At 61.4% G+C, this 15942-nt stretch carries 15 protein-coding genes; 4 read left to right on the top strand and 11 right to left on the bottom strand.

Annotated features, from left to right (window positions below):
* Nucleotides 1–15: 15 nt before the first annotated feature.
* The gene (locus WH299_RS20995; protein WP_339498308.1) at nt 16–462 is read right to left on the bottom strand and encodes a DUF4879 domain-containing protein; all 447 of its coding nucleotides are present in this window, start codon (nt 460–462) and stop codon (nt 16–18) included.
* 173 nt (nt 463–635) lie between these two features.
* On the opposite strand from WH299_RS20995, the gene WH299_RS20990 reads away from it, so the two are divergent.
* On the top strand, nt 636–1931 hold the full coding sequence (locus tag WH299_RS20990) for an NCS2 family permease (RefSeq protein ID WP_122728019.1): 1296 nt from the start codon (nt 636–638) through the stop codon (nt 1929–1931).
* Entirely contained in the window at nt 1928–3007 is a 1080-nt protein-coding gene (gene trmA, locus WH299_RS20985; protein WP_028618023.1) for a tRNA (uridine(54)-C5)-methyltransferase TrmA, read from the top strand. Before WH299_RS20990 ends, trmA begins: the two co-directional genes overlap by 4 nt.
* Here trmA and WH299_RS20980 read toward each other — a convergent pair.
* From WH299_RS20980 to WH299_RS20940, 9 genes are all read right to left on the bottom strand, one after another.
* On the bottom strand, nt 2990–3460 hold the full coding sequence (locus WH299_RS20980) for a DUF2442 domain-containing protein (protein ID WP_028618024.1): 471 nt from the start codon (nt 3458–3460) through the stop codon (nt 2990–2992). The genes trmA and WH299_RS20980 overlap by 18 nt on opposite strands.
* Nucleotides 3457–3885: a DUF4160 domain-containing protein gene (locus WH299_RS20975; RefSeq protein ID WP_122728017.1), complete on the bottom strand. Its 429-nt coding sequence runs from the start codon at nt 3883–3885 to the stop codon at nt 3457–3459. Before WH299_RS20975 ends, WH299_RS20980 begins: the two co-directional genes overlap by 4 nt.
* A 134-nt stretch (nt 3886–4019) precedes the next feature.
* Complete coding sequence (locus WH299_RS20970; protein WP_339551195.1) at nt 4020–5336, bottom strand: TolC family outer membrane protein; 1317 nt, start codon at nt 5334–5336, stop codon at nt 4020–4022.
* Nucleotides 5333–6658 carry an HlyD family type I secretion periplasmic adaptor subunit gene (locus WH299_RS20965; protein ID WP_339551193.1) on the bottom strand — a complete coding sequence of 442 codons (1326 nt, stop codon included), beginning with the start codon at nt 6656–6658 and terminating at the stop codon, nt 5333–5335. Before WH299_RS20965 ends, WH299_RS20970 begins: the two co-directional genes overlap by 4 nt.
* Complete coding sequence (locus tag WH299_RS20960; RefSeq protein WP_028618027.1) at nt 6655–8391, bottom strand: type I secretion system permease/ATPase; 1737 nt, start codon at nt 8389–8391, stop codon at nt 6655–6657. Before WH299_RS20960 ends, WH299_RS20965 begins: the two co-directional genes overlap by 4 nt.
* Nucleotides 8392–8552: 161 nt before the next feature.
* Nucleotides 8553–9173 (bottom strand): heme acquisition protein HasA, encoded by a 621-nt coding sequence (locus tag WH299_RS20955; protein ID WP_122728009.1) that lies wholly within the window; start codon nt 9171–9173, stop codon nt 8553–8555.
* An 81-nt stretch (nt 9174–9254) separates the two neighbouring features.
* On the bottom strand, nt 9255–11912 hold the full coding sequence (locus WH299_RS20950; RefSeq protein WP_339551192.1) for a TonB-dependent receptor: 2658 nt from the start codon (nt 11910–11912) through the stop codon (nt 9255–9257).
* A gap of 147 nt (nt 11913–12059) precedes the next feature.
* Complete coding sequence (locus tag WH299_RS20945) at nt 12060–13058, bottom strand: FecR family protein (protein WP_122728005.1); 999 nt, start codon at nt 13056–13058, stop codon at nt 12060–12062.
* 63 nt (nt 13059–13121) lie between these two features.
* Nucleotides 13122–13643 carry an RNA polymerase sigma factor gene (locus WH299_RS20940; RefSeq protein WP_028618031.1) on the bottom strand — a complete coding sequence of 174 codons (522 nt, stop codon included), beginning with the start codon at nt 13641–13643 and terminating at the stop codon, nt 13122–13124.
* A gap of 207 nt (nt 13644–13850) precedes the next feature.
* Here WH299_RS20940 and aroQ point away from each other — a divergent pair, with 207 nt between their 5' ends.
* Both aroQ and WH299_RS20930 read left to right on the top strand, forming a co-directional pair.
* Nucleotides 13851–14300: a type II 3-dehydroquinate dehydratase gene (gene aroQ, locus WH299_RS20935; protein ID WP_339551191.1), complete on the top strand. Its 450-nt coding sequence runs from the start codon at nt 13851–13853 to the stop codon at nt 14298–14300.
* Nucleotides 14297–15145 (top strand): shikimate dehydrogenase, encoded by an 849-nt coding sequence (locus WH299_RS20930; protein ID WP_122728001.1) that lies wholly within the window; start codon nt 14297–14299, stop codon nt 15143–15145. Before aroQ ends, WH299_RS20930 begins: the two co-directional genes overlap by 4 nt.
* A gap of 138 nt (nt 15146–15283) precedes the next feature.
* Here the strand turns inward: WH299_RS20930 and WH299_RS20925 are convergent, their stop codons facing one another.
* Nucleotides 15284–15925, bottom strand: coding sequence for a TetR/AcrR family transcriptional regulator (locus WH299_RS20925; RefSeq protein WP_028618034.1), 642 nt, complete (start codon nt 15923–15925; stop codon nt 15284–15286).
* Nucleotides 15926–15942 lie beyond the last annotated feature (17 nt).

The following is a 15942-nucleotide window of genomic DNA, read 5'->3' as shown; positions in this document are numbered from 1 at the left end:
GTTCAAGGTGATTGATCAGCGGATATTGAGCTGCGTGGTCAGGGTGTTTTGCGGGGGGTTGATCGAGGAATTGCTGTACTGGAACCAGCCTTGGGCCTCGACATTCAGGTCAAACACATAGATGTAGCCCATCAGTGTGCCCGCGCCGTCGCACACTTCGCTGATATTGCCGACCTGGCAAACCGCCGTGCGTTGCCCATTCAATTCAGCGCCATCGAAGCGACCCATGGGGTTGTTACCGAGGCCCACCTCCATGACGGAAACCTTGGTAGGCCCACGGTGCGTACACATCTGTGTGCTCTGCGCGCGCTCGGGGATGCTTTCCTTACACGCTGCCGACTCGACCTGGAACACACGCACTTCGCTCAACGGCGGTGCAGCTGCGCCCCAGGCCGGTGCTGCGCCGAGCAACAGGCTGATACAGGGGATCAGGGCTAGACTCCACGGGCTGGCGTTTTTCATGCTGCAAATGACCTTGGTTTAAACGTCGGCGCAGTATGCCTCAAGGCCTCGGCTGCTGGTATGATGCGCCGCTTTTTCCGATCCTCTCTGAAACCACAGGCGCTTGGCGCAGTTTGTGCTTTGACTTAGAGGTCAACAAATCACGACGCCACAGAGCGTCACTGGGAGCAGGCATGCTGGAAAAGCTGTTTCAACTCAAGGCACACAACACCAACGTGCGCACCGAGATCCTCGCGGGCATCACGACATTCCTGGCCATGGCCTACATTCTGTTCGTGAACCCGAGCATCCTCGGCGAGACCGGCATGGACAAAGGCGCGGTGTTCGTCGCGACCTGCCTGGCGGCCGCCATCGGTTCGACCGTGATGGGCCTGATCGCCAACTACCCGATCGCACTCGCGCCCGGCATGGGCCTCAACGCCTTCTTTACTTACACCGTGGTCCTGCACATGGGCCATACCTGGCAGGTTGCGCTGGGTGCGGTGTTTATCTCGGCGGTGCTGTTCTTCCTGCTGTCGATCTTCCGTATTCGTGAATGGATCATCAATGCTATCCCACTGCCGCTGCGCTCGGCGATTGCCGCCGGTATCGGCCTGTTCCTGGCACTGATCGCCCTGCATAACGCCGGGATCGTGGTCAGCAACCCAGCCACCATGGTCGGCCTGGGCGACCTGAAACAACCTGCGCCGATCCTGGCTACCCTCGGTTTCGTGCTGATCGTTGCACTGGAGGCCCTGGCCGTGCGCGGTGCGGTGCTGATCGGCATCCTGGCGGTGACCATCGCCTCCATCGTATTGGGCTTCACCCCGTTCATCGGTGTGACCTCGGTACCACCGTCCCTGGCCCCGACCTTCCTGCAGCTGGATATCAAAGGCGCGTTGGATATCGGCTTGGTCAGTGTGATCTTCGCGTTCCTGTTCGTGGACCTGTTCGATAACTCCGGCACCCTGATCGGCGTGGCCAAGCGTGCCGGCCTGATGGGCAAGGACGGCCATATGCCAAAAATGGGCCGTGCACTGATCGCCGACAGTACCGCCGCCATGGCCGGCTCACTGCTGGGTACTTCGACCACCACCAGCTACATAGAATCGGCTGCGGGCGTGAGCGCCGGTGGCCGTACCGGCTTGACCGCCATCGTGGTCGCGATCCTGTTCCTGCTGGCGTTGTTCTTCTCGCCACTGGCCGCCAGCGTACCGGCCTACGCCACCGCGCCAGCACTGCTGTTCGTGGCAGTGCTGATGACCCAGGGCCTGGCCGAAATCGACTGGGACGACATCACGGTTGCAGCGCCGGTGGTGGTCACCGCCCTGGCAATGCCTTTCACCTATTCCATTGCCAACGGCATCGCCTTCGGTTTCATCGCCTGGACCGCCATCAAGCTGCTTTCGGGCCGCTACCGTGAGCTGAACCCGGCATTGGTGATTCTGTCGATTCTGTTTGTGATCAAGCTGGGCTGGTTCAACGCATGACTTTTGACGCCGCAAGCTACACCGCTCAACTGCAAGACAAGGTCACGCGTTTGCGTGACCTACTGGCCCCGTTCGACGCGCCAGAGCCGCAGGTCTTCGACTCGCCGCTGCAGAACTTCCGCCTGCGCGCGGAATTCCGCCTGTGGCGCGAAGGCGGTGAGCGCCACTACGCGATGTTCTCCCAGGACGACAAGCGCACGCCGATCCTGATCGAAGAATTTCCCATCGCCAGCCTGCGCATCAACCAGTTGATGCCGCAACTCAAGGCCGCCTGGCAAGCCAGTGCGGCCCTGAGCCACAAGCTGTTCCAGGTGGAGTTCCTCACCACCCTGGCCGGCGACGCGATGATCACCCTGTGCTATCACCGCCCGCTGGACGAGCATTGGCACACCGCCGCAAACCAGCTGGCGGCTGACTTGAATGTCAGCATCATCGGCCGCTCCAAGGGCAAGCGCGATGTGATTGGCCATGACTACGTGGTGGAAAAACTCGACGTCGGCGGCCGCACTTTCAGCTACCGCCAACCTGAAGGCGCCTTCACCCAGCCCAACGGCACGGTGAACCAGAAGATGCTCAACTGGGCTTATGAAGCCCTGGGTGATCGCCCAGATGATCTGCTGGAGTTGTATTGCGGCAACGGCAACTTCACCCTGCCCCTGGCTACGCGTGTACGCAAAGTACTGGCTACCGAAATCAGCAAGACCTCGGTGAATGCAGCCCTGAGCAACCTCGATGAAAACGCGGTAGATAACGTCACGCTGGTGCGGCTCTCTGCCGAAGAACTCACCGAAGCGCTGAACGAAGTGCGTCCGTTTCGTCGCCTGCACGGTATCGATTTGAAGAGTTACGAATTCGGCAGCGTCTTCGTCGACCCACCGCGCGCCGGCATGGACCCGGACACCTGCGAACTGACCCGACGCTTCGACAACATCCTGTACATCTCCTGCAACCCTGAGACCTTGGCGGCGAATATTGCGCAACTGCACGACACGCACAAGATTACCCAGTGTGCGCTGTTTGACCAGTTCCCGTGGACCCACCATATGGAGTCCGGGGTGTTATTGACCCGGCGGTAACTCAACGTCCTCTGGTTCTTTCTTGCGCGGCCGTCCGCCCTTCTTGCCATTGGCGCGGGCGGCGGCGGCTTTGGCGGCGCTGCTTTTGCGGCCATTGCGCGAGGCGACCAGGCTGGTGGCCAGGTCCATCAGCGGTTTGCTGGTAGCAATCAGGCCCGTGACTGAAACATCAAGGTCCTGGGCCTCACAGCACAGCGCCTTGCCGCCAAAGCCGACTTCCAGTTGCGCAAAGTCCTCCAAGGAAAACCCCGCGAACTCGGGCAGGCCAGCCACCGGCAGTACAACACGACTGCCGTCGCTAAAGCCGATGGAAATGCAGTTGTCTTCATAACGCACAGAACTGGCGCGGGCATAAAGGTGCCGTGTCTTGCGCCCTCGGGCTATCGCCTTTTCGACGTCGGCCTCAGTGAGTGGTTTATAGGGTACAGCTTTGGCTTTTACGATTTGCTTCATAGTTCAATCTCCACAAAACCCGGCGCCCTGACCAGGTTCAAAATTGTTTTCTGCCCCACAACATCGTGCCGGGCGCGCGCGATCACATAAACACCCGGCTGAATGATGAGCCCAGGCAACACCTCGCGCGCCTCCCAATCCCAGGAATGATTCTCCAGGCAGACCGTCTGCAGGTATTCCCACCAGATCCTGCGTGCCCGCGCCAAGTAGTGCCGCTGCATGACCGCCCCGCGTAGTTCTTTCAAAACCGCCATGGGTGGTTGCCGTCGCTCAGGCTCTACGTCCCACAACTCCACTTCCCCATTCAGAAAGCTGAAACGAAAACGCGCATCCCATTCGTTCCCCCGCACATGCACATGGGGCGGGCAATGCTCATCCCTGATAAACACCGAAATCACATATCCTTTGTAAGTGCCTACTCTCATCGTAACCCATCCGTTAGGTTATTTTCCGCCTGGTAACAATTTTCCCCTGTCACCCGACAACCGGCTCCATTTCCCGAAGCTGATTCACAGATTAGTAAGCACAAAAAACCCGGCGAATGCCGGGTTGTAACCACTCATGCCGAAGGCTGGAAATACCCCGCCAAGGCCCGCAAGTCCTGCTCGCTCAGCAACCCCGCGTAATACTTCAGCTGAATCCTCGCCAGCAGATACGCATGTCGTGCACTCGCCAAATCGCGGCGGGCGGTGAAGAGTTGTTGTTCTGCGTCGAGCACGTCGAGGTTGACCCGCTCACCGCCGGCCACACTCTTTTTCGTCGCAGCGACTAAAGCCGTGGCAGAGCTGACGGCCATTTCATAAGCACGCACCTTGGCCGCGCCGCTGGTGTTGAGGTTGAACTGTTTGCGCAACTCCACCAGCGTGGCCGAGGTTTGCGCGTCCAGCTCGTATTGGGCCTGGGACAGCTGGTTCGCCGCCTGCCGCGTGGAGGCCGATACGCCGCCACCGGCAAACAGCGGCAGGCTGACCTGGATGCCGACGGTGTTGGTGTCGTACTTTTGGTTGTAGCTGCTTTCCGAGTCGGAGTTGGTCTGGCGGCTGGTGGCGTACAGGCTGACCTTGGGCAAGTGACCAGCGCGTTTACGCTCCACTTCATAGGAAGCCACGTCCAGGGCGTGATGCTGGGATTTGAGTTCAGGGTTGTTGGCCATGGCCAGTTCACGCCAGGTCTCGAAACGATTGGGCTCCAGGGGCGCAATCTCGAATTGGCGCGTCAGCGGCGCCAGTTCTTCGATTTGCAGCGGTTGGCCGACAATGGCTTCCAGCTCGCGCAGGGCACTGTCCTGGGCGTCTTGCGATTCGATTTCTTCGGCCTGGGCCAGGCTCAGCCGCGCCTGAGTTTCCAGCACATCGGTGCGCGTGCCTTCGCCGCCTTTGAGCAGGCGGTCATTGAGTTGCAGGCGCTCGGCATACGCGCGTTTCTGTGCACGGCTCAACTCGATACGCTCCTGGGCCAGCAACGCCTGGCTGTAAGCATTGAGCACCCGCACCGCCAGTTCCTGGCTCTTGCCGCGAAAGCGCTCGTCGGCCATCAACGCCTGGGCGGTGCCCTGACGAAAACGCGCGTAGGCTTCGTAATCCAGCAGCGGTTGCTGCAAGGTCAGGGTCGACGCATAACTGCGGTAATCACGGTCGCTTTTGACATCTCCCGCCGTCACTTCGGACTCGTTGCGCGAGTTGTTATAGCTCCACGACAAGTTCGGCAACAACGCGGCCCGACCGATCGCACGGTTTTCTTCACCGCCTTCACGCTCCTGTATCGCGGCCTGAAACGTCGGATCATTGCGTAGGGCCAAGTCGTAGGCATCCAGCAAACCCAGGGCATGCGCCGCCGAGGAACAACCGAAACACAAGGTCAACAACAGCGCCTTCATTCTTCCACCAGGGCCATATGAGTGCGATCCATCAGGGGTTTGAACAGGTAGTTGAGCATCGAGCGCTCGCCGGTCTTGACGAAGGTTTCCACCGGCATGCCCGGGCGGATCTGCACGCCGTCCAATTGCTGCATGCCGGCCGCGCTGACTTGGGCGCGCAGCGTGTAATAGGGCTCGTCGGTGCGCTCATCGACCTGGCGGTCCGCCGAGACCAATGTCACCTCGCCGGCCACCCGAGGTGTGGTGGACTGGTTGAAGGCCGAGAACATCAGTTCCACCGGCAGGCCGGGGTGCACCTTGTCGACCATCTGCACCGGCACCCGCGCCTCCACCAGCAAGGGCTCGCCCTGGGGCACGATGTCCATCAGCGCCTGGCCGGGCTTGATCACGCCGCCTTCGGTGTAAACGTCCAACCCCACCACCACGCCGCTTGCGGGCGCACGCACCAGGCTGTTGGCCAATTCGAACTCGGCCGACGCCAGGCGATTGCGCAGGTCATCGCTGCGGGTGCGGGTCTCGGCCAACTGGCCGCGCAGGTCTTTCTGAAAGTCTTCGCCGAGCTGGCGGATGCGCAGGCGCAGTTCCATCACCTGGCGTTGCAGTTGGCCGATGCGACCGTAGTCCTCGGCGATGGCGCCGTCGATCTGTGAGTAGAGTCGCTCACTGTCGAGCAGGCGATTACGTGGAATGTACCCCTCGCGCGCCAACTCACGCAGGCCCTGCAGTTGCTCATTCAACGCCGCGCGCTGCTGGACTTTGCTTGCTTGCGAATCCCGCGTGCCCCGCAGTTGCGACTCGGCCCCGGCGATGGTTTCACGCAGGCCTTGTTGCTCGGTGGCCAAGGCCTGGGCGCGGCTATTGAACAACTGCCGTTGCAGGCTCAGGGTGGCCGCCGCCTCCGGATCGTTGAGCAATTCGGGGCCGAAGGTGATCGCCGACAACCCTTCACTTTCGGCACTCAAGCGCGCCTCGCTGGCCAGGGACGCCAGGTACTGGCTGCGCAGAGACTGCATCTGCCCGCGCAACGGGGTTTCCTTCAAGCGCAACAACACCTGGCCTGCGTCAACCACGTCACCGTCGCGCACGTCGATACGCTCGACGATGCCCCCGGCCGGGTGCTGCACGGTCTTGCGATGGCCCGACACCATGACCTTGCCCGGCACTGCCACGCCCTTGTCCAACGGAGCCAGTGCCGCCCAGCCAAGGAATCCGGCAAAACCGCCGAGTACCAACAGCCAGCCCAGGCGCGAGTACTTTTTGTCATCCAGCGCCAGCACGTTGCTTGGTGTGTCGCTCACCAACACAGGTTTACTCTGGTTCATGCCTGTTTTCCTTCACCGAGGCGGTAGCTCATGCTCATGGTCGATACCGGTTTGGGCGCTGCCGGTTTCTGCCGTGCCTCCAGCACACGCGCCGTCGGCCCGAAGGCCTGCAGCTGACCTTCCTTGAGGATCAGCAACTGGTCGGTCAGGGTCAGTACGTTGGGTTTGTGGGTGATCAGGATCACTGTTCGGCGCTGCTGCTTGAGCTGGGTGATCGCTTGGAGCAGAGCTTGCTCGCCGACTTCATCAAGGTTGGCGTTAGGCTCATCCAGCACGATCAGCGCGGGCAGGCCGTACAGCGCGCGGGCCAGCGCGACGCGCTGTTTCTGGCCGCCAGACAGCCCGGCGCCGCCCTCTCCCAATTGCGTGTCGTAACCTTGGGGCAGTTGCAGGATCAGCTCATGCACGCCGGCCATTTGTGCAGCCGCGAGGACTTTATCCGCATCGACCTCAGCAAACCGCGCGATGTTTTCGGCGATGCTGCCGGCGAATAGCTGGATGTCTTGAGGCAGATAGCCGATGTGCGGGCCCAATTGCTGCTTATCCCACAAGGCCAGATCGGCACCGTCCAGCCGCACCTTGCCGGCCAGGGGCGCCCAAGCGCCTACCAGTATCCGCGCCAGGGTAGATTTGCCGCAGCCCGACGGCCCGATCACGCCCAGGACTTCGCCAGCGGCCAGATTAAAGCCCAGATTGGCCAGCGCGGGCCGACGGCTGCCGGGGGCACAGGCGCTGATTTGTTCGACGCTCAGTTGGCCTTTGGGCACCGGCAGCGCCATGCGCTGCGGGCGCGCGGGATTCGCCGCCAGCATCTGCGACAACCGATCGAAGGCCAGGCGCGCCGAACCCCACTGTTTCCACACGCCGATCAACTGGTCGATGGGGCTCAGCACGCGGCCCATCAGGATCGAGCCGGCAATCATCATCCCCGGCGTGATTTCGCCCTGCACTGCCAGCAAGGCGCCCAGGCCCAACACCAGGGATTGCAACGCCAGGCGCACGCCCTTGGACCACGCGGTAACGGTGGCGGTCTTTTCACTCGCCAGGTTCTGCTGCGCCAAAAACGCCTGATGCTGGCCGAACCAACGCGCACGCAACGTGGCGAGCATGCCCATGGCTTCGATGGTGTCGGCATTACGCAGGTTGGCCGTGGCCTGCTGGCTGGCGCTGATGGACAGTTGGCTGGCCAAGGCCATCGGCGCCTGGCTGACGTGATGGTTGACCCACGCCAGCACGATCAATAGCAGCGCGCCGACCAGCGCCAACACACCGAGCCAGGGGTGGAACAGGAAAATCACCAGCAGGTACACCGGAAACCAAGGCGCATCGAAGAACGCGAACAACGCCTGGCCGGTGGCGAACTGGCGCAGCGTGGTCAGGTCATGCAACGCCTGGCCCGCCGCCTGGGTGCCGCCCTTGAGTTGCGCTTCGAACGCGGCGTCGTACACCCGCTGGTTCAAGCGCATGTCCATCTGCGTACCGAGGCGGATCACCACCTGGCTGCGCACCCATTCCAACGCGCCCATCAGGCCGAACAGGCCGAGGATCATCAGCGTCAGCATCAACAGGGTCATCTCATTGCCCGAGGCCAGCACCCGGTCGTACACCTGCAACATGTACAGCGCCGGGGCGAGCATCAGCAGGTTGATCACCGCCGAGAACAGGCCGATGTTGAAGAAGCCACTTTTATAGGCCGTGAGGGCGGCCAGGGTTTCGTTGCCGGCGTGGCGCATCTGGGGATTCTCATGGGGTTGAGCGGGCAGCGCCGCCGCGTTGACAGGCAAAGCGACGCTGCGCAGAATTCGGCACCGCCGTCGCTGAAGAGTTAGAAGGCTTGGCGACAGCGGTGTGTAAAACGGCGAATGGGAGAGCGATCTGCCATTCGCTTTTTTGCTTAAGCGGCCAGGGCGAAGTCCTGAGGCACATCTTGCACGCCCACCAGCGCCACATCGGAAGCGGAGACCGCAGCCGAGTCCACGTGGGCCACACCGGCAGCCGCAAGCTGGTCGAACGTGGAGTTGATCGACAGGCTTGGGTCGATGTCCTTGAGCAGGGAGTCGATCGCCGACGCCAGTGCCGAGCTGTCGCCGCTCATCAGGCCGTACACGATTTTGTGCACCTGGCCGTCACGGCCTTCGGATTGCAGGCTCGACAGGCCCAGGTTGGTGAAGCTGACTTCCTGCTCGGCGAGGCTGTAGGTACCGCCGGCCGCACCGCCCGTCAGGATAGTGCCCAGGTCCAGGGAGTCGATCGACCCCCACAAGGTGTGCGACGGCGGATTGAACAAGGTGTAATGCAGGTCACCGTTAGCAACCACTGCCGCGTTGCTGACAGTGCTCGACACACCGTATTGGGTGCCGTCGAACGGGCCAGGATTGAAACCACCAGTGTTCGAACCTTCTTTGACCGAACCCTCACGGTGGTTCAGGTCACCAAAGTAAGCCGACCAGTCGCTCAGGTACTGGGCAACGGTGTTAGTGGCGTAGGCCGTGCTGTATGAAATAGAAATGCTCATGCAAAACTCCAAGTCATGGGGTGGTATCTCCACAGCAAGCCACTGCCTGCTGTGGTTTTGCCCGTCACTGGGCAAAATCGGTCAGAACTGATATTCAACGGTGCCCTGCAAGGTGCGCCCACGCCCCAGGGTGAAGGCCAACACGTCGCCCAACGGCACCAGGTAGGCGCGGTCGGTGACGTTTTCCATGGCCAGGCGCAGGGTCAACTGGTCGGTGGCGCGGTAGCTGCTGTAGAGGTCATAGACGGTGTAGGGCTTCCAGTCGGCCGGGTAAACGCCGGTTTGCGAGGTGGTCACACCCGCGCCGCCTTTGACGTAGTAACCGCCGCTATAGCGAGCGCGAACGCCCACATCCAACTTACGCTCAAGGAAGCGTGCGCCCAGCGTCGCAGTGCCGCGGTCCATCGGCATGTGCTCGGAGGAGCCCAGGATCGCACTGCAGCTCTGCCCCGCATTGGCTACATCGTCGGGCACCATCGCAGTGACTGGCGCCCGGCTGCCGGGCCCTTTCTGGATCTTGGTCACACCGCCCAGCCACGCGGTCTTGCTGCAGAATTTATTGCTGCCGAGCATGCGCGTGTAGTTGAACTGGCCGTAGGCGAACCCGGCATCGTAATCCAACTGGTATTCAAGGCCGCGAAAACGGGTGGTCTCCAGGTTATTCACATACGCCGCATTGCCGATATTGGCGATGCCATAACCCGGCGGCTGCACCCCCAGGGCCATATAGGAAAAGTCGTCCACGCGGGTGTTGAAGTAGGACACTTTCATGCCCACGCGGTCTTCGGAGAACAGCAGGTCCTCCTTCAATACATTGAGGCCAACCTCCCAGGACGTAGACGTCTCAGGCTTCAAGTAGGGGTTGGGGAAGATCGACTCGGAGCCCCCGCCATGGGGCCGACCGCTGACCAACGATTCGGTGACTGCCGGCGGGCGCCAGCCCTTGCCGTACGTGGCAAAGAGTTGCAGCCAGTCCACGCCGGGCTTGATCGACAGGCCGAAGGTCGGCGAAAAATGCCCCTCTTCCCGATCCACGTCATACGTCATGGGCAAGCCAACTTGCCGCGTGGTGCCAATGATGAACGTACGGGTGTTCAAACCGGTTTCGCCCCGCAGACGATAGCGGTCGTAGCGCAACCCGGCGTTGAGGTTCAGCCAATTGTCGTAGTCGTAGTCCAGGCGAGTGAACAGGCTGCCCATCGCCCGGTCGCCCCTGGGCGTGATGCTTTCCGCCGCAGAGGCCGTCACGGCCGAGTCGGCGGCCACCATTTGGTTGGAGTCCGGGCGGACCTTGTCGTAGAAAAACTCCAGGCCATAGTTGGCCTTGATCACGGACAGTTCGCTCAAGGCAAAGGTCGAAATATTCTGCGCCTGGAAACCATAGGTGTTGGTCTGGTAGGTGACGTCGTAGCCCTTGCTGCTGCCACGGGTCAGCGTGGTTTGATCATTGCGGGTATCGACGTAATACAGCTTGGCCTTGAAATCGATCAGCGGGTTGTCCGGCGTGTAGCTGTAGTCCAGCGCGAAGTTCTGCGCCGTGACGTCACTGCTGCCGAGCTTCTCCCAGAGCTGGGCTTTTTCGGCGGTCATCATGTTGACGTCGTCATAGCCGACTTCAGTGGTCAGGTAGCTCAGTTGCAAACGCTGATCCACCGGCAAGTTGAGACCCAGCTTGAGCAGTCGCGAACGCATCACCGAACCGGTGTATTCCACAGTGGAGTGCTTGATCCGGTCTTCACTGGCCGGCAGGAAGGAACTGCCGGTGCGCAACTCACCAATGCTGCCCTTGGTGCCGGGCTTATAGTCACCGAGGTGGCGCTCACTGGCCGCCACCAACATGTCCCACACGTCGGTGCCCACGGCAAACGCCGAGCTCCCGATAAAGTGCGTGCCGTTGCTGCGCCCGCCCAGCCCCGTGGTCAAGCGGATACGCCCGCCGATTTCCTTGCCGCCCTTGAGCAGGTCCGCCGCTTCCACGGTGCGAAAGTTGGCGACCCCGCCGATCACTCCCGCCCCACCCATCGTCGAAGTGGCGCCCTTCTCGATCACCACTTCAGACAGCAACTCCGGGTCGACATACAGCGTGCCGTTGCGTTGCTGGTGGCCACTTTGCTGATAGTTCTGGCGCATGCCGTCCACCGACATGTTGACCCTGCCGTAGTCCTGGATGCCGCGAATATTCACCGACAAGCCAGGGTCTTGCTGGCTGACCGCCGAGTATACGCCCGGTGCCTCCTCCAGCATTTCAGCGGCGTGCCGGGGCGGGTTTCGATCCAACTGCTCGCGCCCGACCACACTCACCGAGCGGGGCGATGAATACACCCAATCGTTGGGGTGCAGGCCGGTGATCGTGGTGGTTCCCAGCGCCAAGGCGGCGCCGCTCTGCTCAACGCGGGTCAGGGTGACTTGGCGCTCGCCGTTGAAGCGGTACTCCACCGGTGCATTGCCCAACAAACGCGCCAAGCCTTCCTGCACGCTGTACTGCCCTTTCACCGCCGTACTCTGCAAGCCTTCCAGACGCTGGCTGTCGAACAGCACTTGCAGGCCGGCCTGGTCGGCGAACGCCAGCACCGCACTGCCCAAGGATTGCGCAGGGATATCGATCATCAGCACGGCCGGTTGTGCAGCCTTCGCCTGAGGTTGCGCGGCGTACACCGGGGCCGCAGCGGCGAACAGGCCCAAGTGGATGGCCAGGGCTAACCGGCTAACGGTGATACGCCCCTTGTTGAGTGCTGACATTTCTGTTGTTCCCTGCGCTAAGCGTTTTTTGTTTATGCGAATGCTTCTCACCTAGCAAGACGTACGAGGCGCGGGAAGTCAGTAAGGGTTTTTGAAAGTTTTTCAGGAAGAGGGATTTCAGGCGGTGGGGCAGGCCCCACCGGGTCATCAATAGATCAGGCTGAGGCCAGCCAGGTCCAGGCGTTGCACCTGGAGTTCCTGGGTAAGTGTGGCAAGGGCGGTGTCGAGCATATCGAGGCGGAACACGCCGCTGACTTCACGCTCGCCCAACGCCGAGTCGGCCAACACCACGCGCCCGGGACGGTAGCGGTTGAGTTGCTCGATGACGTTGGCCAACGGCTGGCGATCAAAGATCAACACACCGCGCCGCCAACTGGTGGCGCGCGCAACATCGAGTTGGTCCAAGGGGACGATGCCTTGCTGAGGGCTGTAGCGTACGGCCAGGCCTTCCTGGACCACCCTGTCGGACGGCCCCTTTTTCGGCGTTGCGCTCAGGGACACCTCAACACTGTGTTCCAGCACGCCGACCCACGCTTGGCTGTCGTCTTCACGCTCCACCACAAACCGCGTGCCCAGCGCGCGGGTCTGCCCACCGGCACTCTGCACCACGAACGGCCGGGTTTCCTCGCCGAGCATGGGCGCCACGTCAAAGATTGCCGAACCCTGGAGCAAGCTGATGCGACGTTGCACACCGTCGTAGTCCAGGCGGATAGCGCTGGCGGAATCCAGCTCGACCTTGCTGCCGTCGGCCAGGTGCACGGTGCGCACCTCGCCTTTGGCGGTGATGTAGTCCGCTTGCATGCGCAGCAACACCTGCGGCCCGCGCACCCAGCCAACACCCGCCACCACCACGACCAACGCGACGGCGGCCGCACGTTGCCATGGCCTTCGCCGTTGGGTTCGGCGCACCGCCGCAGGCGCCACTGACGGACGCTGGCGGTGCACGGGATCTTCCTTATACACATCGCCCAATGCTGCCCATGTCTGTTCGGCAAAACGCAACGCCGCTTCGTGGCGGCTGTCGCAGGCGATCCAATGCTGCAGCTCGGCCTGCTCCTGTTCGGTCAGGGCACCGGCGTGCAAGCGCACCGCCCACTCGGCGGCCGCCTCGGTAATGCTGTGCTGTTGCGGACCCTGGCTATTCACGTGTGAATCTCGAATTTTTCGTTATGTAACGCTGTGACGTCTGAAGTGGCGCATTTCGGTAACTCATTCGTCGGATGGCGCGACTTCGCCGTCCTGCAAGCGCTGCATTACGTAGGCCAACGCCTTGGCCAGGTGCTTTTGTACGGAGCTGTCGGAGATGTCCAGGTGCCGGGCGACCTGGGCGTGGGTCATGCCTTCGATGCGGTTGAGACGGAAAATCTGCTGGGTGCGTTCCGGCAATTCCGCCAGTGCCTGCTTCAATGCCTGTCGCTGTTGCTGCGCCATTGCCTGAGCCTCCAACCCGGCCACTTCATCTTCAATCTCGGCCAGCGCCTCATGGGGCACGGAGTCTGTCTTGCGCCGCGCTTCCTGGCGAATATGGTCGATCAGCAGATTGCTCGCCGTTCGATAGAGATAGCCCTGGGAGTTGTCGATGCGCTCGCCGGCCGGCTTTTCCGCCAGGCGCAGGAAACTCTCCTGCACCAGGTCTGCGGCCAACTGCGGGTCCCGTACCTTGCGCGCCAGATACCCGCGCAGGGTATCGGCATGCTTGAGAAACAGGCCCTTGAGATCCACGTCCGACAAACCGACTCCCTGGAATGTAAAGGAAACAGGCGGGCATATTAAGCGTTATCGAGAATGATTTTCAATTGATATCTAATCTGATCCGCTTGTGCGAAAGGTCTGATTAACAGTTCGGTAATCGAACACATCCGCCGCCATCAATTGACCAAATTAACTAACCAGTACATTTTATCTGCACAACTAACAAGAACTGTGGAGATACATCCCATGTCGCCTATCGTGCTGGTGCTCAACGGCCCCAACCTCAACCTGCTCGGCACCCGCGAGCCCGCCACCTACGGCCATGAAACCCTGGCCGATGTCGCCGCCCTGTGTGGTCGCAGCGCCGAACAGCTCGGGCTGAAAATCGAATTCCGCCAGACCAACCACGAAGGCGAATTGCTCGACTGGATTCACGGCGCCCGCGTACGTTACGCCGGTATCGTGATCAACCCGGCAGCCTGGACCCACACCTCCGTGGCGATTCGCGATGCGCTGGTGGCCAGTGAAGTGCCGGTGATCGAGGTACACCTCTCCAACGTGCATGCCCGTGAAGCGTTCCGGCATCACTCGTTTGTGTCGCCCATTGCCAAGGCCGTCCTCGCAGGCTTCGGCAGCCACGGCTACCACCTGGCCCTGGAACATTTCAGCCAGTTGTTCAAAGGATCGGCCCGATGAAACCGCGCATTCTCGCCGGGCTGATCGGCGCTGGCATCCAGGCCTCGCGCACGCCCGCCCTGCATGAGCAAGAAGGCGACGCCCAAGGCCTGCGCTACCTGTATCGCCTGATCGACCTTGAGCCGCTGCACCTGGACATCAACGCCCTGCCCGACTTGCTGGACGCCGCCGAGTTGATGCACTTCACCGGCCTGAACATTACCTACCCGTGCAAGCAGGCGATCCTACCGCTGCTCGATGAACTGTCCGACGAGGCCCGCGGGATTGGCGCGGTCAACACCGTGGTGTTCAAGGACGGCAAGCGCATCGGCCACAACACCGATTGCCTGGGGTTCGCCGAAGGCTTTCGGCGCAACCTGAAGGATGTGGCACGCCAACGCGTGGTGCAGATGGGCGCAGGTGGTGCGGGCGCGGCGGTGGCGCATGCGCTGCTGGCTGAAGGTGTGGAGCACTTGAGTATTTTTGACGTGGACATCAGCCGCGCCCGCGACCTTGTGGATAACCTTGCGCAGCGCTTCGGCGCCGGTCGGGCCCAAGTTGGCAATCAACTGGAAAATGCCCTGGCCGAGGCCGATGGCTTGGTCAACACCACGCCGATGGGCATGGCCAAGCTGCCGGGCACCCCCGTTCCGGCCACCTGGCTACGCGCTGAATTGTGGGTGGCGGAGATCGTGTATTTCCCGCTGGAAACCGAACTGCTGCGCGACGCCCGCGCCTTGGGATGCCGCACCTTGGATGGCGGCAACATGGCGGTGTTTCAGGCGGTGAAGGCGTTTGAGCTGTTCAGTGGGGAAGTGCCGGATGCCGATAGGATGCTGGCGCATTTCCAAAGCATGAATACCTAACTGAGTTGGAATAAAAATCCAAATGTGGGAGGGGGCTTGCCTCCGATAGCGGTGGATCAGCCAGCTTATCTGTAGCTGACCCACTGTCATCGGGGGCAAGCCCCCTCCCACATTTTGAATGCATTCCAGCCTGAGACTTCAGGCCTGGAGGTAACGCATCACCGACTCACAAATCATGTCCCGATGCCGCTGTTTAACCGCCTCATCCGACAGATCGATCTGAAAAATCTCACTGAAGGTATGGCGGTTGGACACTCGGTAAAAGCTGAACGAGTTGATCAGCAGGTGCACGTCCAACGGCTCCAGCCCTTCCCGGAACAAGCCCAGCTCGGCACCACGGCGCAAGGTTTCGCCCAGCCCTTCAAGGATCTTGCTGTTCATGGCCTTGATGGTGTCGGTGCGCTTCACATATTCGGCATTGTGGATATTTTCGATACTGACGATGCGCACGAAATCCACGTTCTGGTCATGGTGATCAAAGGTGAACTCCACCAGCCGCCGGATCGCCTCACGCGGCTCCAGCGCCGTGAGGTTCATGCGTGTTTCGGTGTTGCGAATGTCGCCGTAGAGCTTCTCCAGCACCTCGACGTACAACTGCTCCTTGCTGCCGAAGTAGTAATAGATCATGCGCTTGGACGTGTGGATACGCTCGGCGATCGCGTCCACGCGAGCGCCGGAAAGGCCTTGCTGGACAAACTCGACGATGGCTTCCTGGAGTATGTTTTCGCGGGTCTTTTCCGGATTGTTCTTACGACTCTTGCGAGGTGCCTCGGTGGTCATGGTGCGCTCACGGCCAG

This window comes from Pseudomonas sp. MYb541, assembly GCF_037479595.1.
Taxonomy (GTDB): Bacteria; Pseudomonadota; Gammaproteobacteria; order Pseudomonadales; family Pseudomonadaceae; genus Aquipseudomonas; species Aquipseudomonas canadensis.
The sequence above is the reverse complement of the archived record's forward strand: the minus strand, read 5'-3'. Positions and strand labels throughout refer to the sequence as shown.